This window comes from Streptomyces sp. M2CJ-2 (assembly GCF_016757295.1).
Classification (GTDB): domain Bacteria; phylum Actinomycetota; class Actinomycetes; order Streptomycetales; family Streptomycetaceae; genus Streptomyces.
This window is the reverse complement of sequence record NZ_JAESIF010000004.1, coordinates 218,504-238,395: the sequence shown is the minus strand read 5'-3', so window position 1 is coordinate 238,395 and position 19,892 is coordinate 218,504. Positions and strand designations below refer to the sequence as shown.

General features: G+C 72.5%; 12 protein-coding genes and 3 pseudogenes. 5 read left to right on the top strand and 10 right to left on the bottom strand.

All coding sequences use genetic code 11. The annotated features are described in order from the left end of the window. Window positions 1–314: 314 nt before the first annotated feature. From JL475_RS06680 to JL475_RS06660, 5 genes are all read right to left on the bottom strand, one after another. The gene (locus JL475_RS06680) at window positions 315–1,607 is read right to left on the bottom strand and encodes an RIP metalloprotease (RefSeq protein WP_202276374.1); all 1,293 of its coding nucleotides are present in this window, start codon (window positions 1,605–1,607) and stop codon (window positions 315–317) included. An 8-nt stretch (window positions 1,608–1,615) separates the two neighbouring features. Next, on the bottom strand, window positions 1,616–2,878 hold the full coding sequence (gene dxr, locus JL475_RS06675; RefSeq protein WP_202276354.1) for a 1-deoxy-D-xylulose-5-phosphate reductoisomerase: 1,263 nt from the start codon (window positions 2,876–2,878) through the stop codon (window positions 1,616–1,618). A gap of 92 nt (window positions 2,879–2,970) precedes the next feature. Then, a complete protein-coding gene (locus JL475_RS06670; protein WP_202276352.1) occupies window positions 2,971–4,941 on the bottom strand; it encodes an acyl-CoA dehydrogenase family protein in 1,971 nt (656 codons plus the stop codon). Window positions 4,942–5,043: 102 nt separating this feature from the next. Beyond that, window positions 5,044–5,778, bottom strand: coding sequence for an ABC transporter ATP-binding protein (locus tag JL475_RS06665; RefSeq protein ID WP_202276351.1), 735 nt, complete (start codon window positions 5,776–5,778; stop codon window positions 5,044–5,046). Continuing rightward, a complete protein-coding gene (locus tag JL475_RS06660; RefSeq protein ID WP_202276350.1) occupies window positions 5,775–6,890 on the bottom strand; it encodes an ABC transporter permease in 1,116 nt (371 codons plus the stop codon). The genes JL475_RS06665 and JL475_RS06660 overlap by 4 nt, the downstream gene beginning before the upstream one ends. Window positions 6,891–7,059: 169 nt before the next feature. Between JL475_RS06660 and JL475_RS06655 the strand changes: the two genes are divergently transcribed. The 3 genes from JL475_RS06655 to JL475_RS06645 all read left to right on the top strand — a co-directional run bounded on the left by JL475_RS06655 (window position 7,060) and on the right by JL475_RS06645 (window position 10,209). Beyond that, window positions 7,060–8,283 carry a sensor histidine kinase gene (locus tag JL475_RS06655; protein ID WP_202276349.1) on the top strand — a complete coding sequence of 408 codons (1,224 nt, stop codon included), beginning with the start codon at window positions 7,060–7,062 and terminating at the stop codon, window positions 8,281–8,283. Between the two features lie 12 nt (window positions 8,284–8,295). Then, window positions 8,296–8,934, top strand: coding sequence for a response regulator transcription factor (locus JL475_RS06650; protein ID WP_202276372.1), 639 nt, complete (start codon window positions 8,296–8,298; stop codon window positions 8,932–8,934). Window positions 8,935–9,159: 225 nt separating this feature from the next. Beyond that, window positions 9,160–10,209, top strand: coding sequence for a LacI family DNA-binding transcriptional regulator (locus tag JL475_RS06645; protein WP_202276348.1), 1,050 nt, complete (start codon window positions 9,160–9,162; stop codon window positions 10,207–10,209). 68 nt (window positions 10,210–10,277) lie between these two features. Here the strand turns inward: JL475_RS06645 and JL475_RS06640 are convergent. Then, window positions 10,278–10,661 (bottom strand): annotated as a pseudogene (locus JL475_RS06640) (hypothetical protein); the annotation flags it as partial. Window positions 10,662–10,669: 8 nt separating this feature from the next. Between JL475_RS06640 and JL475_RS39815 the strand changes: the two are divergent. Beyond that, window positions 10,670–10,869 (top strand): annotated as a pseudogene (locus JL475_RS39815) (hypothetical protein); the annotation flags it as partial. On the opposite strand, the gene JL475_RS06635 reads toward JL475_RS39815, so the two are convergent. Continuing rightward, entirely contained in the window at window positions 10,866–12,506 is a 1,641-nt protein-coding gene (locus JL475_RS06635; RefSeq protein WP_202276347.1) for a transposase, read from the bottom strand. The pseudogene JL475_RS39815 and the gene JL475_RS06635 sit on opposite strands and share 4 nt — an antisense overlap. Window positions 12,507–12,712: 206 nt before the next feature. On the opposite strand from JL475_RS06635, the pseudogene JL475_RS06630 reads away from it, so the two are divergent. After that, window positions 12,713–13,708, top strand: a pseudogene (locus JL475_RS06630) (fibronectin type III-like domain-contianing protein); the annotation flags it as partial. 132 nt (window positions 13,709–13,840) lie between these two features. Here JL475_RS06630 and JL475_RS06625 read toward each other — a convergent pair. From JL475_RS06625 to JL475_RS06615, 3 genes are all read right to left on the bottom strand, one after another. After that, window positions 13,841–15,301: an aldehyde dehydrogenase family protein gene (locus tag JL475_RS06625; RefSeq protein ID WP_202276346.1), complete on the bottom strand. Its 1,461-nt coding sequence runs from the start codon at window positions 15,299–15,301 to the stop codon at window positions 13,841–13,843. 226 nt (window positions 15,302–15,527) lie between these two features. Beyond that, window positions 15,528–17,150 (bottom strand): PucR family transcriptional regulator, encoded by a 1,623-nt coding sequence (locus tag JL475_RS06620; protein WP_202276345.1) that lies wholly within the window; start codon window positions 17,148–17,150, stop codon window positions 15,528–15,530. A gap of 307 nt (window positions 17,151–17,457) precedes the next feature. Continuing rightward, window positions 17,458–19,620 (bottom strand): ATP-binding protein, encoded by a 2,163-nt coding sequence (locus JL475_RS06615; protein ID WP_202276344.1) that lies wholly within the window; start codon window positions 19,618–19,620, stop codon window positions 17,458–17,460. Window positions 19,621–19,892 lie beyond the last annotated feature (272 nt).

Below are 19,892 nucleotides of genomic sequence, written 5' to 3'. Positions count from 1 at the left end.
CACCGACCCGACCTGGATCTTCCGGCTCGTGCGGCGCGGGGCCAGGGTGATCGGAACGGACGGCATGCCGAGAGAAATCGCAGTCATCTGCTGTGCAACCCCAAGTCGTGGATCAAGGTCCGGCTCCCGGTGAGCAGCGGGCTCCGCGGTCCGAGATTACGGCACGGGCATCGGCCCGAGCACATCCCGCCCGCAAACCCACCCAAAGGGCGATGGCCCGGAACAAAAGGGTTCCAGGCCATCGTGAACGGCGGATGTCCGGCGGATTCGCACCCGGTGGCGGGGGCGGGTCCGTACCGGTGCCTCCGGTCCGTCTAGGAGATCCGTACCGGGTTCACCACGTCCGCGACGAGGACGAGGAGCGTGAAGCAGACGAAGATCCCGGCCACCACGTAGGCCACCGGCATCAGTTTCGCCACGTCGAACGGGCCCGGGTCGGGGCGGCGCAGCACCCTGGCGAGGTTGCGGCGCAGCGACTCCCACAGGGCGCCCGCGATGTGCCCGCCGTCGAGCGGGAGCAGCGGGAGCATGTTGAACAGGAACAGGGAGAGGTTGAAGCCTCCGAGCAGCATCACGAACATGGCCATCTGCTGTGAGGCGGGGATCTCGAGGGTGGCGATCTCGCCGCCGACCCGGGCCGCTCCGACGACGCCCATCGGGGAGTCCGGCTCGCGCGGACCGTCGCCGAAGGCCGCGTCCCACAGGGCGGGGACCTTGGACGGCAGGGCGGCGAGGGAGTCGACGGCGTCGCCGACCCGGTCGGTCATCCAGACCACGGAGTCCCCGAAGTCCTGTTTGACGACGCCGGTGGCCGCGCTGAAGCCGAGGAAGCCGGCCTTGACGTACTCACCCTCGACGTAGGCCCCGTTGGAGTCCTTCTTCGCGACCTGGTTGGTGGCGATCTCCGCCTGGAGGGTGACCTCCCGGCCGTCGCGGTCGACGACGATCGGCACGGTCTGGCCGGCGCTGTCGCGGATGAGGTCGGAGAGCGTGCCCCAGTCGTCGGTCCTGACGCCGTCGAACGCGACGATCTTGTCGCCGGCCTTCATGCCGGCGGCCTCGGCAGGGGACCGGGGGTCGGACTTCACGCACTCGTCGCGGTTCTCGCTCTGCGAGATGACGCACGGGGAGACCGAGCTGACGGTGGTGGTCTGCTGCTGGATGCCGAAGCCCATCAGCACGGTGAGGAACAGCACCGCCGCGAGGATCAGGTTCATGAACGGGCCCGCGAACATCACGATGACCCGTTTCCACGGTTTACGTGTGTAGAACAGGCGTTTCTCGTCGCCGGGCTGCAGCTCCTCGAAGGCGGCGGAGCGGGCGTCCTCGATCATGCCGCGCCACGGCGAGGTGGAGCGGGCCTCCAGCCGTCCGTCGGCGCCGGGCGGGAACATGCCGATCATGCGGATGTAGCCGCCGAACGGGATCGCCTTGACGCCGTACTCGGTCTCGCCTTTGTGCCGGGACCAGATGGTCGGTCCGAAACCGACCATGTACTGGGGGACCCGGATGCCGAAGAGCTTGGCCGTGGACAGGTGGCCCAGCTCGTGCCAGGCGATCGAGAGCAGCAGGCCGACCGCGAAGACGACTATGCCGAGGATGAACATCAAGGTCGTCATGCACGCGCCTCCGCGCTCGCAGTGAGGGACGTCAGTTCCCGGGTCCTCGCTCGCGCCCAGGTCTCCGCTTCGAGGACGTCGGGCACGGTCAAAGAGGTTCCCGTCCGCGGGGTGCCGTGCTCCTCGACCACCCGGGTGACGGTGTCGATGATCCCGTTGAACGGCAGGGCGCCGGCGCGGAACGCCTCCACGCACTCCTCGTTCGCCGCATTGAACACCGCCGGGGCGGTGCCCGCGAGCCCGCCCACGTGCCGGGCCAGGTCCACCGAGGGGAACGCCTCGTTGTCGAGGGGGAAGAACTCCCAGGTGGACGCCTTGCTCCAGTCGAAGACCGGTGCGGCGTCGGGGACCCTTTCGGGCCAGCCGAGGCCGATGGCGATGGGCCCGCGCATGTCGGGGGGCGTCGCCTGGGCCAGTGTCGATCCGTCCGTGAACTCAACCATCGAGTGGACATACGACTGCGGGTGCACGACGACCTCAATGTGATCGAAGGGAATGTCGTACAGCAGGTGCGCCTCGATGACTTCGAGGCCCTTGTTGACGAGGGTGGCGGAGTTGATCGTGATCACCGGGCCCATGGCCCAGGTGGGGTGGGCGAGGGCGTCCTCGACGGTGACGTTCGCCAGTTCGTCCCTGGTACGGCCGCGGAAGGGGCCGCCGGAGGCGGTGACGACGAGCTTGCGCACGTCCGCGCGGGTTCCGGCGGCCAGTGCCTGGAACAGCGCGGCGTGCTCGGAGTCGACCGGGATGATCTGCCCCGGCTCGGCCAGCCCCTTGACCAGCGGGCCGCCGACGATCAGCGACTCCTTGTTGGCGAGCGCGAGGGTGCGGCCGGCCTCGAGGGCGGCGAGTGTGGGGGCCAGCCCGATGGAACCGGTGATGCCGTTGAGGACGGTGTGGCAGTCGGAGGCGGCGAGCTGCGTGGCCGCGTCCGCTCCGGCGAGGATCTCGGGCAGCGGCTCCCCCGGTCCGTACCGCGCCGACAGCGCTTCGCGCAGCGCGCCCACGACGTCCTCGCGCGCGACGGCGACCGTGCGCACCCGCAGCCGGCGGGCCTGCTCGGCGAGGAGGGAGACGCGGCCGCCGTTGGCGGACAGGCCGGTGACCCGGAAGCGGTCGGGGTTGCGCAGCACGAGGTCGACGGCCTGGGTGCCGATCGACCCGGTGGAGCCGAGGATCACCACGTCCTTGGGGCCGTCCCCCGCCACGGGGTCGTACACCAGGTGCGGGTCGGCGAGCGGAGCTGGAGCGTCGGTCATGGACCCCATTGTGTCCGGTCGCGGGCGCTGCCGGGGCCCCGCCCCGGCAGCTCGTGTGTCCTGTGTGTCCGACGCCCCCGCCCCGGCCCGCCTCAGCGGATCGGCCGGTGCGCGTTGCTCCGTGTGCTGGGGCCGGGCGTGGTGTCCGCGATCCAGGGGCCGTCGCCCGAAGGGTCGAGGACACCCTGCTCCAGCCACTCGTAGGTGCCGGAGAGCACACCCTTGACGACCTTGCGGTCGATGTCGTCAGTGTTGGTCCACAGCCGGTCGAAGAGTTCGTCGACGCGGACGCGGGACTGGCGGCAGAAGGCGTCGGCGAGCTGGTAGGCCTCACGGCCGTGGTCGCCGCGGCGGCGCAGCAGTTCGGCACGGACGCAGGCGGCGCTCATCGCGAACAGTTCGGCCCCGATGTCGACGATCCGGCCCAGGAAGCCCTGCTTGGTCTCCATCCGGCCCTGCCAGCGGGACATGGCGTAGAAGGTGGACCGGGCGAGCCTGCGGGCCGCGCGCTCGACGTACCTCAGGTGCGGGGAGAGGTCGACGCCGTGCTTGAACTCTCCGTAGGTTCCGGGGAGCTGTCCTGGGCCCGTGACCAGTCTGGGCAGCCACTTCGCGTAGAAGACGCCCGCGTTCGCGCCCGCCCTCGCCTTGTCGCCCAGGGTTTTCTCGGGGTCGATGAGATCGCCGGCGACCGACAGATGGGCGTCGACGGCCTCCCGCGCGATCAGCAGGTGCATGATCTCGGTGGAGCCCTCGAAGATGCGGTTGATGCGCAGGTCGCGCAGCATCTGCTCGGCGGGCACCGCCCGCTCGCCGCGCGCCCGGAGGGAGTCGGCGGTCTCGTAGCCGCGTCCGCCGCGGATCTGGACCAGCTCGTCGGCCATCAGACAGGCCATCTCCGAGCCGTACAGCTTGGCGAGCGCCGCCTCGATGCGGATGTCGTTGCGGTTCTCGTCGGCCATCTGGGAGGACAGGTCGACCACGGCCTCCAGGGCGAAGGTGGTCGCCGCGATGAACGCGATCTTCGAGCCGACCGCCTCGTGCAGCGCCACCGGCTTGCCCCACTGCTCCCGGGCCGCCGACCACTCACGGGCGATCTTCAGGCACCATTTTCCGGCGCCGACACACATCGCGGGCAGGGACAGCCGTCCGGTGTTGAGCGTGGTGAGCGCGATCTTCAGGCCCTGGCCCTCCTCACCGATGCGGTGGCCGGCCGGGACGCGGACCCGGTGGAAGCGGGTGACGCCGTTCTCCAGGCCGCGCAGGCCCATGAAGGCGTTGCGGTTCTCGACCGTGATGCCCTCGGATGCCGCCTCCACCACGAAGGCGGTGATGCCGCCCCGGTGGCCCTCGCCCTTGGGCACGCGGGCCATGACGACGAGGAGGTCGGCGACCACGCCGTTGGTCGTCCACAGCTTCACGCCGTCGAGGACGTAGCCGCCCTCGCCGTCCGGGACGGCGGTGGTGGCGAGTCGTGCCGGGTCCGAGCCGACGTCGGGCTCGGTGAGCAGGAAGGCCGAGATGTCGGTGCGGGCGCAGCGCGGCAGGAACGTGTCCTTCTGCTCCTGGGTGCCGAAGATCTTCAGCGGCTGCGGGACGCCGATCGACTGGTGGGCGGAGAGCAGCGCGCCGATCGCGGGGCTGGCTGAGCCGACCAGGGCGAGCGCCTTGTTGTAGTAGACCTGCGTCAGGCCGAGGCCGCCGTACTTGGTGTCGATCTTCATACCGAAGGCGCCGAGCTCCTTGAGCCCGGTGACCACCTCGTCGGGGATCCGCGCCTCGCGTTCGATCAGGGCGCCGTCGATCTTCGTCTCGCAGAAGTCGCGGAGTTTGGCGAGGAACTCCTCGCCCCGCTCGGCGTTTTCGGTGGCCGGAAGGGGGTGGGGGTGGATGAGGTCGAGCCGGAAGCGGCCCAGGAACAGTTCCTTGGCGAAGCTGGGCTTGCGCCAGTCCTGTTCCCGGGCGGCCTCCGCGACCTGGCGGGCCTCACGTTCGGTGACGGTGGGTCGCTGCCCGGACTGGGGTGCCTGGGGTGCCTGGGGTGACTCGGGTGTTGCGGACATGAGGCTCACCTCGCCGCGGATCGGGATGCGTGGACGCCGGCCCGTGGGACCGATGTGCGTGATCTTGAGGTCCTGTGGGGCGGTTTACGTTACTGACTGGTGCTACTCGTACGTATGTACCTGATGCGCAGCCGCCCCACCACCCTTTGTGCGTCCATTCGGCTGATATGCCGACGCGAGGCGTCCGTCGTGGACCTCGGCGATCCGGTCGGCGGCGGCGAGCAGGGAGCGGTCGTGGGTGACCAGGACGGTGGCGGTGGCCCGTTGGTGGGTGAGCCGGGTGATGAGTTCCATGACGGCTGCGCCGCGTTCGTGGTCGAGGGCGCTGGTGGGTTCGTCGACCAGGAGCACGGTGGGGTCGTTCATCAGGGCGCGGGCGATGTTCACCCGCTGGCACTGGCCGCCGGAGAGCTGGTGCGGGCGGCGCCCGGCCTGGTCGGCGAGCCCGACGGCGTCGAGCAGTTCCATGGCCCGGTCACGTGCGCCGCGCGCCCTTCGGCCGTCGATGTGGGCCATGACCTGGAGTTGTTCGGCGGCGGTGAGGGAGGGCAGCAGGTTCGGCTGCTGGAAGACGATGCCGATGCTGCGGCGGCGCAGGTCGGTGAGGTCGCCCCGGCTCATCCCGGTGGTGGGGGTGCCGTCGACGGTGACGGTCCCGGAGTCGGGTGCGACGAGGGTGGCGGCGACGGCGAGCAGACTGGACTTGCCCGAACCGGACGGGCCGACCACTGCGGTGAGGCTGCCCCTGGGCACGTCGAGGCCGACGCGGTCGAGAGCGGTCAGCCGGGAGTCGCCGTCGGGGTAGGTGAGGGTGATGTCGGTCAGTTCGAGGCTCATCGGGCGCTCCCCAGGGCGGTCAGCGGGTCGACGGAGGTGATGCGGCGGATGGAGAGGGCGGCCCCGAGAGCGCCGAGGACGATCATCACGGCGGCGGGGCCGAGGACGGTCCCGGGGGCCGACTCGAAGGGGACGGCGGAGCCGGAGAGGGCGGCGCCGGTCGCGGCGGCGAGAACGGTACCGAGGAGGGTTCCGCCGGTCAGCAGGACCAGGGCCTGGCCGAGAGCGTCCGCCAGCAGGTTGCGTGTGGGGGCGCCCAGCGCCTTGAGGACGGCGACGTCACCGCTGCGCTGGATGGTCCACACGGTGAAGAAGGCGCCGATCACCAGTGCGGAGATCGCGAACAGGAAGCCGCGCATCAGCTGCAGGGAGCCGTTCTCGGAGGTGTAGGAGCCGATCGCGGACAGGGAGTCGTCCTTCTCGACGGTCAGGGTGCCGGCGGCCCGGTCGATGGAGGCGATGTCCGCGTCCGGGCCGGTGCTCAGGGCGATGACGGTCGCGGTACGGCCGTCGGCGGCGCCGGTGTCCCCGGCGGTACCGGTGGACGGGGTGATGCCGTTCCAGGTGCCGAGCGTGGCCCACACCACGGGGGTGTGGCTGAAGAAGGCGTCCCCGCTCACCGCGGCGACGGTCAGCCGCCGGTCGGCGAGGGTGACGGTGTCGCCCGGTCCGGCCCCCAGTTCGGTGGCGGCGGTGCTGGACAGCACCACCGCACGGTCGTCGATCCGGTCGCTCTCGGGGGCGAGCGGAGAGCCCGCCGGCACTCCGAGCACCGAGACCCCGGTGGTCCGTTCCCCGGCGCTCGCCCGGGTGGTGGTGATGCCCAGAGGCTGGGCACGGGTCACGCCGGGCGCCGCCGCCCAGGCCCGCCACTGTTCCTCGGTGACGGTGGAGTCGGCATACGAGAGGTCCGAGAGGTCCTGGCCGTCGGCGGGGGCGGCGAAGGCGATCCGGTCGGCCGGCAGGCCGGTCACGGCCGAGACGTTCTGCCGTGCGAGCCCCTCGGTCAGGCCGGAGAGCAGCCCGACCAGCAGGGTGATCAGCACGACCACGGTTCCCATCAGTGCGAATCGCCCCTTGGCGAACGCGAGATCCCTCCAGGCGACGAACATGCCCCGGCCTGCCCTTTCGATCGGTGGAAGCGGCACGTCCCACCCTTGCGGCACGGCCCGGGGCCGGGCATCGCACGCAGGGCCGGACTTTGCGAATCGAAGGGTCGGGGCGCGACTCCACCTTTTGATCGATGCCCGGTGAGGGGAGTTTTCCGTAGGGTGGTGGGTGATGAACGTCCTCACTCCCACCACTCGGCCTCTCGCCCGGTGCCTGCATCTGCTCGTGGCCGGGCTCCTCGTCCTGACGGCCGCGCGGGCGCTCGTCACGCACGATCCGCGGGCGGGGGCCGTCGTGGCGGTGTGCGCCGCCGTGGCGGGGGCCTACGCGGTCGGCCCGCTGACGCCGCTCATGTCCGTCTCCCGCCGGGCCGCCGGGTGGTGGCTCGCGGGGCTGGGCGCGGTCTGGCTGCTGTTGCTGGCGCTGACCCCGGACGCGGTGTGGCTGGCGTTCCCGCTGTACTTCCTCCAGCTGCACCTGCTGTCCCGGCGCGGCGGGCTGGTCGCGGTCGCCGTCACCGCCGTCGCCGCGATCACCGCGTTCGCCGTTCATGAGCAGGCCTTCTCCCCCGCCGGGGCGGTCGGGCCCGCGCTGGGGGCGGCCGTCGCGGTCGCCGTGGTGTGGGGGTACCAGGCGCTGTTCCGGGAGAGCGAACAGCGCCGCCGGCTGATCGAGGAGCTCACCGTCACCCGCGCCGATCTGGCCACCGCCCAGCACACCGCCGGTGTCCTGGCCGAGCGTGAGCGGCTGGCCCGGGAGATCCACGACACCCTGGCCCAGGGCCTGTCCAGCATCCAGCTCCTGCTGCGCGCCGCCGAACGCGCGCTGCCGAAGCGGCCCGAAGCGGCCGGCGCGCATGTCGTGCAGGCCCGACAGGCGGCCGTCGACAACCTCGCCGAGGCCCGCCGTTTCGTGGCCGCCCTCAGTCCACCCGCACTGGAGGGCACCACTGTGGCGGGCGCCCTGGAGCGGCTGTGCGCCACCACCAGCGCCCAGCACCCCGTCACGGTCCGCTTCCGCCGTACCGGTACGCCGCTGACGCTGCCCACCGCCGTGGAGGTGGCCCTGCTGCGCATCGCGCAGTCCGCGCTGTCCAACACCGTCCGGCACTCCGGGGCCCGGAGCGGCACGGTCACGCTCTCCTACCTGGACGACGCCGTGGCGCTCGACGTGGCCGACGACGGCACCGGGTTCGATCCCGAGCGCCTGGAAGCCCCGGACCCGGCCACGGGCGGTTTCGGCATCGCCGGGATGCGGGCCCGCACCCGCGCCCTCGACGGTGCCCTCGCCATCGAGTCGTCACCGGGCCGGGGCACCGCGCTGTCCGCCCGCTTTCCCCTCCGGGCCACCGAGGCCGGGCACGAGCACCCGGCCCGGGGCGGAAGCGTGGTGTGACCGGTGAACGACATCCCCACCTCTGACCCCATCCGCATCCTGATCGCCGACGACCACCCGGTGGTCCGCGCGGGCCTGCGCGCCGTCCTGGAGACCGAACCCGGCTTCAGCATCGTCGGGGCCGCCGCCACCGCCGAGGAGGCCGTGACCCTCGCGGCGGCCGGCGGGGCCGACGTCGTCCTGATGGACCTGCAGTTCGGCGCCGGAATGACCGGAACGCAGGCCACCGCAGCCATCACGGCCCGCCCCGGAGCGCCCCGCGTGCTGATCGTCACCACCTACGACACCGACGCCGACACCCTCCCGGCCATCGAGGCCGGCGCCACCGGATACCTGCTCAAGGACGCCCCGCCCGAGGAACTGGCCGCTGCCGTCCGTACCGCCGCCGCCGGACGCACCACTCTCGCGCCGGCGGTCGCCGACCGGCTGATGAACCGGCTGCGCACACCGCACGCCGCACTGACCCGGCGCGAGACGGAAGTGCTCTCCCTGGTCGCCGAGGGCCTGTCCAACCAGGCCATCGGCGCGCGGCTGAACCTCACCCAGGCCACCGTGAAGTCGCACCTGGCCCACGTCTACGCGAAACTCGACGTGGACTCCCGTACGGCCGCGGTCGCCGCCGCTCTCGCGCTGGGCATCATCCGCCACTGAGAGCGGGCCGGGCCCCCTCGGCGCCGTAGCCGGGGGCTCGTGGGAACCTGGCTGGGTCGGGGACGGCTCGCACCCCACCCTCGGGGTGGTGGAAGAGAAAGCCTGTCGAAGCGCTTCGACAGCGTATGGACACCCACCTTTGCTGGGACTACTGTCGAACCGCCCTCACCTACCCCTGTACGTACGGCGCACTGTCGAAGCGCTTCACAACAATTGGAGAGCTGGATGGTCACCCTCGCCGAGGTCGCCCAGCACGCCGGAGTCTCGGCGAGCACGGTGAGTTATGTCCTCAGCGGCAAGCGGTCCATCTCCGCGGACACCCGCAGGCGGGTCGAGGAGAGCATCCGCCGGCTCGGGTACCACCCGAACGCCGGGGCCCGCGCCCTGGCCAGCAGCAGGTCCAACGTCATCGCGCTGATGATCCCGCTGCGTACGGACATGTACGTGCCGGTGATGATGGAGATCGCCGTCGCGGTGGCCACCACGGCCCGCACCCACGGGTACGACGTGTTGCTGCTCACCGGCGAGGAGGGCCCCGACGCGGTGCGCCGCGTCGCCGGCAGCGGACTCGCCGACGGGATGATCCTGATGGACGTCGAGCTGGAGGACGAGCGACTGCCGTTGCTGCGGGATGGGGGCGCCCCCGCTCGAGCAAAGCCGAGAGTGGGGGGCGGCCAGCCGTCAGTGCTGATCGGGCTGCCCGCCGACACCACCGGCCTGACCTGCGTGGACCTCGACTTCCGGGCCACCGGCGCGCTCTGTGTGGAACATCTGGCGACGCTGGGGCACCGCGACATCGCCGTCATCGGCGAGGCCCCCGCGGTCTACGAACGGCACACCGGCTTCGCCGAGCGCACCCTTGACGGGCTGCGCTCGCAGGCACGGGAGTCGGGGGTGCGGCTGCTGCACCGGCCGTGCGAGGGCGGGTACGCCGCGATGGCCGTGACCCTCGCCCGGATCCTCGACGAACGTCCGGGCACCACGGCGTTCGTCGTGCAGAACGAGTCGGCGGTCGAACCGCTGCTCGCCCTGCTGCGGCAGCAGGGGCGGGCCGTGCCGGAGGACGTCTCGGTGGTCGCGATCTGCCCCGAACAGGTCGCCGTCCAGGCCTCGGTGCGGCTGACCTCGGTCGCCATCCCCGCGCAGGAGGTGGGCCGGTACGCCGTGGAGCACCTGGTCGCCAAGCTCGGCGGGCGGGGTGACGACGAGGTCGTCCTGATCGCGCCCGAGCTGACGGTACGGGCGAGTTCGGGCCCGGCGCCCGCCCGCGCGTAGCCCGCCCCGCCTCGTTCCCGTTCCTCCGCCCTGTGGGCAGCCGACTGCCCACAGGGCGGAGGCGGTGGTCAACTGCTGCTGACCGTCAGGTTGTCGGTGCGGAAGTCCAGGCCACCGGGCGACGAGGTGATCTCGTAGCCGAATTGCACGTCACCGATGGTCTCGTTGCCCATCCAGCCCTTGGTGTCCTTGATCCAGTCGAGGATCGGCAGGATGTCGACGGTCCCGGAGGTGGAGTTGGACGTGCGCAGGAACGAGAAGACCTGGTTGGCGCCGTTGTCGCCCTTGTAGACGTTCCAGGTGTGACCGCCGAGGCTGACCGTGCCCTGCGGACTGCCGAGCGGGCCGACGGGACCGTACTGGTTGACCCAGAGCATGATCTCGTAGTCGTAGTCCGTGTCCCAGATGTCGTACGACGTGTTGTAGGCACCCGCGAACGGGACGGTGACGTTGCATCTGGATCGTCACCGAGCACGGCGAGGAGGCCGTGGCGCGGGCCGTAGCACGGGCCGACATGGTCGTGGCGGCAACGACCCGCACATCAACGGCCGTGAGACCGAGGCCTGTACGACGCTCCGGCTGCCCGCCCAGCAAAAGGTGCTGCTGCACGCGGCCCGCGCCGCCAACGAGAACCCGGTGCTGGCGCTGATCTCCGCCTACCGTTCCTGGAGGCCGAGCGGGAGTGAGTCCTGTTGCCGGGACTCGTGCTCAGCCGAACGCCCCGAACGGTGTTGGGCGTTCTGGTGGCCCGCGTTCACCCGGCGGTCCGGTGGCACGGATCGTGTCCGTGGTCCGGGAAAGCGGGGGCGGGTTTCCTCATGCCCAGGGGCCTCCGGTCGGGCCTGGACGGTCCGATGCCCGCATCCATCGCTCTGGTGGGTGCGGGGCGGTGCCATCCGACGCCTGATCGGATGCCCTTGGGCGCGTCGTCCGATGGCCACGGCTGCTGCGTCGTGGCGGCTGGTGTTACGCGTGGTGCTGGTCAGCGGTTTCTGCCAGTGCTGGGCGCCCCACTTGGAGGTGTAGGCGGGGTCGACGGCGATGACCGCGATCCCCGTCTGGTCGGCCATCGAGACCAGACGGGTGCGGAGCCGACCGGTGGGCAGGCCGGAGACCAGCTTTCGGAACCGCTTGTTGCGGCCGTGTTTCTCCCGGGTCTTCTCCGCGGTGAAATCGAGGTCCTCCACCGCGATGGCCTTGACGCCGCAGGCCTTTGCCCAGTGCAGGAGACGGGTCAGGGCGTGGCGGACCTGGGCGTCGCGGTGGCCGGCGGTGCCGGTCAGGTCGTAGAAGAAGCGACGCGGGTTGCCGATCGGGTTGCCGTGGACATCGAGGCGCCAGGCGGCGAGGTGGTCGGCGTTGGTGTCCACCCCGATCACCCCCTCGGCCAGCGCGGCCGCCAGGGGGAGCTCCGGGGCTGCGAGGATGGTCCAGGAGGCGGTCACATACCAGCGCCCGCGCTGTACGTCGTGGTGGATGCGGTAGGCGACCGCCCGGTTCGCCGCGACACGGTCGGCCCACTCCGGCCCGCGGTGCGCAAACCGCACCCGGCCGGTGAGAACGTACCGGCCGTGCGGAGCATTGGCCAGCCCGGCGAGCGGGACGGGCAGCCGAATGCTCACCTCACCATCCGGTCCTATACGAATCGTCTCGTTCCCGAACCGCTTCCCCGACTCCCCGTCCGCCTGAAGGAACCACCGCGCCGCCTCCCACCGCTGGCGCCACTCGCCCTCGGTCAGCCGCGCGGCGGACAGATGATGCCGGGCACGGGCCAGGCGTTTTCCGCCCCGCACGACATGCACGGTCCCCGCCTCCCAGTCGGCGCGCTCCCGCGCCAGCCGGTCCTCCAGCACGTGCAGGCGGCGGGCCTTGGCATGCCACTCCCGCCTGCTGCGGTAACCACCCGGAGCCTTCCGCATCCCCTTCTCACCCACCGGCAGGGACAGCCGGTGCCGGAGCGTCCGCACCCCGGCCTCCAGGCTCTGGATGTGGGCGAGAGCGCAGTGCCGGGCCAGCGCCCACTGATCATGCGTGGCCTTCGTGATCGCACCCGCCCAGCGGGCCGACGACTCAGGTGTCATCTCCCGCTTCCGCACTGCCCACGACCCGGCGTCATGTCCCAGACCGTCCCGGCAGCGCGCCTTCAGGTCACGGGAGGCCAGTGCGCCCAGATGCGCCCCGACCAGTGTCAACACTTCCTCATCGGTCGGCGTGAGATGCTTCAACCGGGTGTGGACCGCCACCCCCGACGGGCCGGGAGCAACGAACGGCGCCGCAAGCTTCCGCAGACCGCCCACCCGACACCCCCTATCAGCATCAGCCCAGCCTCACCGACTACCCGCTCACCCTTCCCAACGACCATCACTCGCAAAGGTCACACATTCGACAGCCGAACTCGCATACCACCCCCGGCCAGGCAATGCACAAAGCCCAGCCTCGACCACCGGTACTCACTCACACACCAAAACACACTCGTACTCAGTCAATCCCCAGCAACTTCAACCCCTACGCGGTCGATCCGACGGACCTGCCGGCGGTGCTCTGGACCGCGCACGGCGGTCAGGCCGCGGGCACCGCGCTGGCCCGCGTGCTGGCCGGTGACGTCTCCCCCGCCGGCCGGCTGCCGCAGACCTGGTACGCCGACGACGCCGATCTGCCCGGCCTCCTCGACTACGACGTGATCGGCTCCCGCCAGACCTATCTGTACTTCGAGGGCACGCCGTTGTTCCCCTTCGGTCACGGCCTCTCCTACGCGGCCTTCGCCTACGGCGAGTTGACGGCCCGCGTCGGGCCGGAGGCGGTGTGCGTCTCCTTCACGGTCACCAACGCCGGTGCCGTCCCGGCCGACGAAGTGGCCCAGCTCTACACGCGGGCCGTGGACCCGTCGGTGCCGCGTCCGCGCCGCGAGCTGGTGGCCCACCGGCGGCTGACCCTCGCGCCCGGCGAGACGGCCGAGGCGGCCTTCGAACTCCCCCTGTCCGCCTTTGCGTTCTGGGACGTCGCGGTGGGCCGGTGGCGGGTGGAACCGGGCCGGTACGAGCTGCTGGCCGGCGCCTCCAGCGAGGACGTCCGGCTGCGGACCGTCCTCACCCTCGACGGCGAACCCGGCGTCCCCCGCGCGGTCCTCGAACGCGGCCTGGAGGCGGCGGACTTCGACGAGCAGAGCGGCACCGAGATCGTCGACCGGACCAGGGAGTCGGACGACGCGGTGACACCGGTGGCCGGGAAGTCGGGCGAGCTGCTCTTCCGCCGCTGCGACTTCGGGAGCGGAGCGACGGAGGTGACCGTCGAGGTGTCCGGCGGGGGCACCGTCGAACTGTCCCTCGACGACGGCCCGGTACTCGCCACGTTGTCCCCGCGGACCCCGACGTCCGGCCCGTACGACTACGTCACGCTCGGCGCGTCCGTCGCCGCCGACGGCGTGCACGGCGTACAGGACCTGCGCCTGGGACTGCGCTGCCCGCTGCGGCTCGCGCGGGTCGGCTTCCTCTCCGGTTGAGGGTCCGGGGACGGCCGACGCGAAGAGGGGCCCGGCACCGGAGGACATCGGTGCCGGGCCCCTTGGACGACGGGCTCGCGTCCCCGCGGAGTCAGCCGGGAGCGGTCGTCGGGAACCGGGGGCCGGTCCGCCTCACAGGGCGAGGCCGGTCAGCACCATCACCCGCTCGTAGGTGTAGTCGTCCATCGCGAACCTCACGCCCTCGCGGCCCACACCGGACTGCTTGGCGCCGCCGTACGGCATCTGGTCGGCACGGTAGGAGGGCACGTCGCCGACGACCACGCCGCCGACCTCCAGGGCGCGGTGGGCCCGGAAGGCGGCCTGCAGGTCGTGGGTGAACACCCCTGCCTGGAGACCGTACTTGGAGTCGTTGACGGCGGCGAAGGCCGTGGCCTCGCCGTCCACCTTCTGCACGGTCAGGACGGGTCCGAAGACCTCCTCGCAGGAGATCGTCACGTCGGCCGGGACGTCGGTGAGCACGGTCGGCGCGTAGGAGGCGCCGTCGCGCTTGCCCCCGGTGAGCAGGGTGGCGCCGGCGTCGACGGCCTCCTGCACCCACGCCTCGACGCGCTCGGCGGCGGCCTGGCTGACCAGCGGGCCGACGTCGGTGGCGTCGTCCGCCGGGTCGCCGGTGACCTGGGCCTCCACGGCGGCGACGATGCGCGGCAGCAGCCGGTCGTGGACGGAGGCGTCCACGATGACCCGCTGCACGGAGATGCAGGACTGGCCGCCCTGGTAGTTGGCGAAGGTGGCGATGCGGCTCGCCGCCCGGTCCAGGTCCTCGTCGCTCGCCCAGTCGGCGAGGACGACGGCCGCGCCGTTGCCGCCGAGCTCCAGGGTGCAGTGCTTGCGCGGCACCGAGTCCATGATCGCGTAGCCGACCTGCTCGGAGCCGGTGAAGGAGATCACCGGCAGCCGCTCGTCCTGCACGAGGGCGGGCATGCGGTCGTTGGGGACCGGGAGGATGCTCCAGGAACCGGCCGGCAGCTCGGTCTCGGCGAGCAGCTCACCGAGGATCAGCCCGGACAGCGGGGTCGCCGGGGCGGGCTTGAGGACGATCGGCACACCGGCGGCGACGGCCGGGGCGATCTTGTGGGCGCACAGGTTCAGCGGGAAGTTGAACGGCGCGATGCCCAGCACGACGCCCTTGGGGAACCGCCGAGTGAAGGCGAGCCGTCCCTGGCCGCCGGCGTCGGTGTCGAGCCGCTGGGCCTCGCCGCCGTTGAACCGGCGTGCCTCCTCGGCCGCGAACCGGAACACCGACACGGCCCGGCCGACCTCGCCGCGCGCCCACTTGATCGGCTTGCCGTTCTCGGCGGAGATCAGCCGGGCGATCTCCTCGGTGCGCTCCACGAGCCGCCGACTGACGTGGTCGAGGGCGGCGGCGCGGACGTGGGCGGGGGTGGCGGCGAACTCGTCCCGTACGGCGTACGCGGCGGCCACGGCCTCCTCGACCTGGGCGTCGGACGGCACGCTCACGGTGCCGACGACCCGGCCGTCCCACGGAGAGGTGACGTCGAAGGCAGCCTCGCCGGTGGCCTGACGGCCGGCGAGCCAGAAGGCGTGGGTGGCTGCCGATTCTTCCTTTGGCATGGCGAGTCCCGGCCCTTCCGCGTTGGGGGTGGTTGCTTGGCTTGCTGGATCCACGGTAGGGCCGGGGTGACAGCGGGTCGTTTGTCCGAGTCGTAGCAGTCGGCCGCCGCCGCGCGCCGCTTCGGCAGATCGGCCCTCGGCGTGCCCGCCGCGCCCGGCACCGGCCCTGCCTCTCGGCCCGCCGCCAGTCGCCAGTCGTCAGTCGCCCGTCGCCCGTCGTCAGTCGTCAGTCGGCCGAGGTCGCCTTCAGGGCCAGCCACAGTTCCATGCGGACGTCCGGGTCGTCCAGGGAGCGGCCGAGGATCTCCTCGACGCGGCGCATGCGGTAGCGCAGGGTGTGGCGGTGCACGCCGAGGTCGGCCGCCGCGGCGTCCCACTGCCCGTGCCGGGAGAGCCAGGCACGCACCGAGGCGACGAGGTCGCCGCGTCCGGTCGCGTCGTGTTCGTAGAGGGGCCGCAGCAGCCCGTCGGCGAACGCCCGGACCGCGTCGTCGGCGAGCAGCGGCACCACGGATCCGGCGGCCATCTGCTCGTGCTCCACCAGCACCCGCCCCCGCCGCCGCGCCACCGACAGCGCCTGTCCGGCCTGCTTGTAGGCGGCGGACGCGGCGATGGGGCCGGCCGGTGCGGACAGGCCCACGACCAGTTCGTCCTCGTCGGCGCCGACCAGGGGCTCGTGGGCTCCCCCGCCGCTCCGTACCGCTTCCAGGCCGGCCGCGTGATCGCAGCACGCGGCCACCGCCGCGCCGCCGTCGGCGGCCAGCACCACCAGCCGCTCCCGCTCCGGCACCACCAGGACCGCCTCGCCGGAGCGGGCGGCAGCCGATTCCACGGCCTCCGCCAGGGCGCCGAGGGCGTCGCCGTTCGGGTCGCCCTGGGCCCGGGCGGCGGGCGCCGCTCCCGTCTCGGCCACGAGGATCCGGAAAGGGGCGTCCAGGAGGCCCCCGTACAGGTCTCCGGCCACCGCGCGGGCGTGGTCGGGCTCCCCGGCGAGCAGCATGCGCAGCACGGCGGCGCCGATCCGCTGTTCGGCCGCGCGCAGGGAGCCGGAGCGTTCCGTGGTCAGGGTGAGCAGCGCGACGGCGGAGTGGACGGCGTACCGCTGGGCGGTGCCGAGCGCGGCCGCCGTGCCCACGGCGAGCGCGGCCCGGGGGCGCCGGCCGGTGCCGAGGGAGTGCAGTTCGACCCGGTCGTCGATCTCCGGGTTCTCCGGCCCGGCCACCACCGACGAGGCGGGCGCGGGCCGCTCCCGCAGCCGGCGCACGTCTTCCGTGAGCCGTGCCGCGCGCCTGCCCGCCCACTCCGGTGCCGCGGCGACCACGGCGCCCGAGGCGTCGTACAGCGCGGTCCAGCCCTCGACCTGGGAGGCGAGCGCGGTCAGCAGTCCCTCGGGGCCGCCGGACAGCCCCTGCCTGGTCAGCTCCCGCTGGGCCGCGAACCCCGCGGTCACCGCGCGGTACTGGTCGGCGGCGATGGCGGCGGAGACGGCCTTGCTGATCGCGAGGAAGGGGGTGCGGCGCGGCACCTCCAGCAGCGGCAGCCCCTCCTTCCTCGCCGCGTCCACGAGCGCCTCGGGGATGTCCTCGTAGTGGACGCCGACGGCGAAGCCGAGCCCGACGACACCCGCCTCCACCAGGCGTTTCACATAGCGGCGCATCGCCGCCGGATCCTCCGCGTCCAGCTTCAGGGCGGTGATCAGCAGAAGTTCCCCGCCCTCCATGTAGGGCACGGGGTCGGCCAGCTCACTGGCGTGCGCCCAGCGGACCGGCACGTCGAGGCCGTCCTCGCCCGCACGCACGGTCAGCTTGAGCGTGGAGTGGTGGACGAGCGAAGCGAGCGTCGGGGGCATGGGGCCTTCAGGTCGGCGGAGATCGGCGGATCCGGCGATCGGAGGAGCCGATATTCGGTGATCGGGCATGCGCGTGGTCGGGGCCGGGAGAGCTGACGAGACGGTTGACGCATATGAAGCAGATAACGCAGATAACACGGGCATCAGGGCATCTGGTGAGCGTTGTGGATTTTTGGCCGCCACGTATGAACGGCCCATGTCGATTCTGCCCCACCGTACGGTCACGGCGTCACCGCATGCCGGGACGGTTCACTCACCGGCCCGCTCACTCCTGGCCCGCAGAGCCGGGCTGCCGGGCAGCCTCGGCTCAGCCCCGCAGGTTCACCAGCAGCGGTGGCGCGTGCTCGCCCTTGACGTCGGTCAGGGAGAGCACCGCGTGCCCCGCCGGCACCGCGTGCGCCAGTTCGGACGCGGACCACCGCTCCCGCTCGACCTGCCGCACGGTGACGGCCCGCGCGGTCGGCGCCTTGCCGGTGATGGCCCGCCGCACCGCGTGCCAGGCCTTGCCCGCGGGGCTGTCCGCGATGATCTGCCGGTCGGTGACGTCCCGGGCCTCGGTCCACTCCTTGCCCCACACCTCGGCGAAGTCCTGTCCGTCCCACGGGGTGAGCCCGGCCAGCGCCATCCGGCACCCGACGGTCCCGAGCAGCGGTCCGCGCAGCGGCCTCGCCACGTCGTCCAGGGTGCGCAGGGTGAGCACCGCACCGGCGTTGGCCGACCGCAGCCGCTGGATGCCGCGCACGGCCTCGGGGGTGACCACGCCGGTCGCGTCGTCCAGCACCAGGCAGGCGAACAGGGACCTGTCCTCCCGTACCGTCACGCTCGCCGTGAACTGCGCCAGCACCAGCCGCGCCAGCACCCGCGAGGCGTCGGCGTGGCCCCGCTCGGGCAGGTCGACCCGGACCCGCACCGGGTGGTCCAGCGCCTTGAGGCTGAACGGCCGGGACTGCGCGGCGGTGGCTGCGCTCTTGGCGGCCGCGCTGTCGGCGGCCGCGCTCTTGAAAAACGTGGCGAAGGCCGGCCGGTCCAGCAGTGCCACCCGGTCGGCGAGGACTCCGCCCACATCGCCCGGGTGTGCCATCTGCCGTTCCCGGGCGTCGAGTTCGCGCAGCAGCGACTCCTGCCCCGTCTCCGTCAGGCCCTGGCGCAGCGCGGCCAGCGGACCGGGCGAGCCGTCGAGCAGTCCGCGCAGTTCCGGAACGGAGGGGAAGCGGCCGTGCACCGCGTGGAAGGGGCCGAGGAGCTGGGCGAGGACGGTGGTGGCGCGCCGACTGTCGCTGCCGGGGTGCGGGTCGGCCAGGTCGCCGACCAGCGCCTCGGCGAGCACCGCGGCGGCCTCGTCGGGGTCGGTGGTCCCGCCGTACAGGTCGAGGTCGTACTCGGAGTCGGGGTTGCCGATCCGCACCACGACGTCGTACGCGTCGGCCGGGCCGATGCCCGCCCCCGCGGCGCCGACGACGACCACGGCGGCCCGTCCGGCGAGCGCGTGCAGGCACAGCGATTCGGCGAGCGGCCGGACGACACCGCCGGTCTTGCCGGAGCCCGCCGGTCCGACCGCGAGCAGGGAGGTGCCGAGCAGTTCGGGGCCGAGCGCGAGGCCTGCGCCCCGGTAAGCGTACGGGTTGCGGACGTCGTCGGCTGCGGTGCCGAGCCGTACCTGCCCGGTGACCAGGTCGTGCCGGGCCTGCCGGGCGGGCAGGTCGCGCGCGCCGGACGGGTGCGGGCAGGCGGCGGCGCCGTGGCTGAGCACCGCGCCGGTGAAGGTGGCGAGGGGGTGCCGGCCGGTGCGTACGCCCTGCCAGGCGCGGGCGATGCGGGCGTGGTCGACGTCCCGCATCAGTCCCGCGCGCGCGTCGGCGGCCAGCCGCTCCGCGGCGTCCGCCGCGCCCGCGGCGCGCAGGGCGGGCCAGGTGGCGGGGTCGGCCTCGGGAACGGGTGGGCGCCCGCTCTCCTGGGGCGTACGGCGCCATGCGGGCGGCCCGTAGCGGCGCCAGACCTCGCCCCAGCGGCCGAGCCGCCCCACGCCGATCATGAGGGCGCCCGCGATCAGCAGGTAGTAGGCGTAGACGACCACGACGGCGCCGAAGCTGTGGGGTTCGGCCCAGGAGTCGGGCACCATCGCGTAGAGCGGCAGCAGCCACCAGCCGCCGAGGTACCCGTTCCACAGCAGCGACCAGATCAGCCAGCCCACGAGGAACGCGATCAGGGCCCCGCTCAGCAGCTGCCGCCCCGGGATCCGCTCCGGCTCCTCCTCCGGGCGCGGCCGGTGTCCGAACCGCCACACTCCGGGCAGTGCCTCCGGCCGCGGCGTGCGCAGCCAGGTCAGGAACGCCGACCCGTCCGGCAGTGGCGGCGTGCCCGGCGCCCTGGCCGGCCTCGGGGGCACCGAGGGCACCTCCGGCGGCCCCGCAGGGCGCGGCACGGGGTTCGCATGCGTGCCCCGAGCGTCCTGCGTCCCGTCGCTGTCCATCGCCCTTGCCCCCTGACCAGCCGCGCCGTTCACCGTCAGCGAGTCAATCTAACGCCCCGGCAGGGCGAGTTCACTGTTCACCCGGCCGGGTCTCGCCACGACGGAAGGCCGGTCCGCGCCGAGCCCCCGACGTGTCCCGTGCCGCCGCTATGTCCACCACGGACAATCCGCCCCCCGGAACAACGCCCACATGGAGCATGCCCAGCTCTCCCTCCCCGCCCTAGCCTGCGAGAAAAGAAGGCAAGTGTCCGTTCCACCCCCCAGGAGCCCCG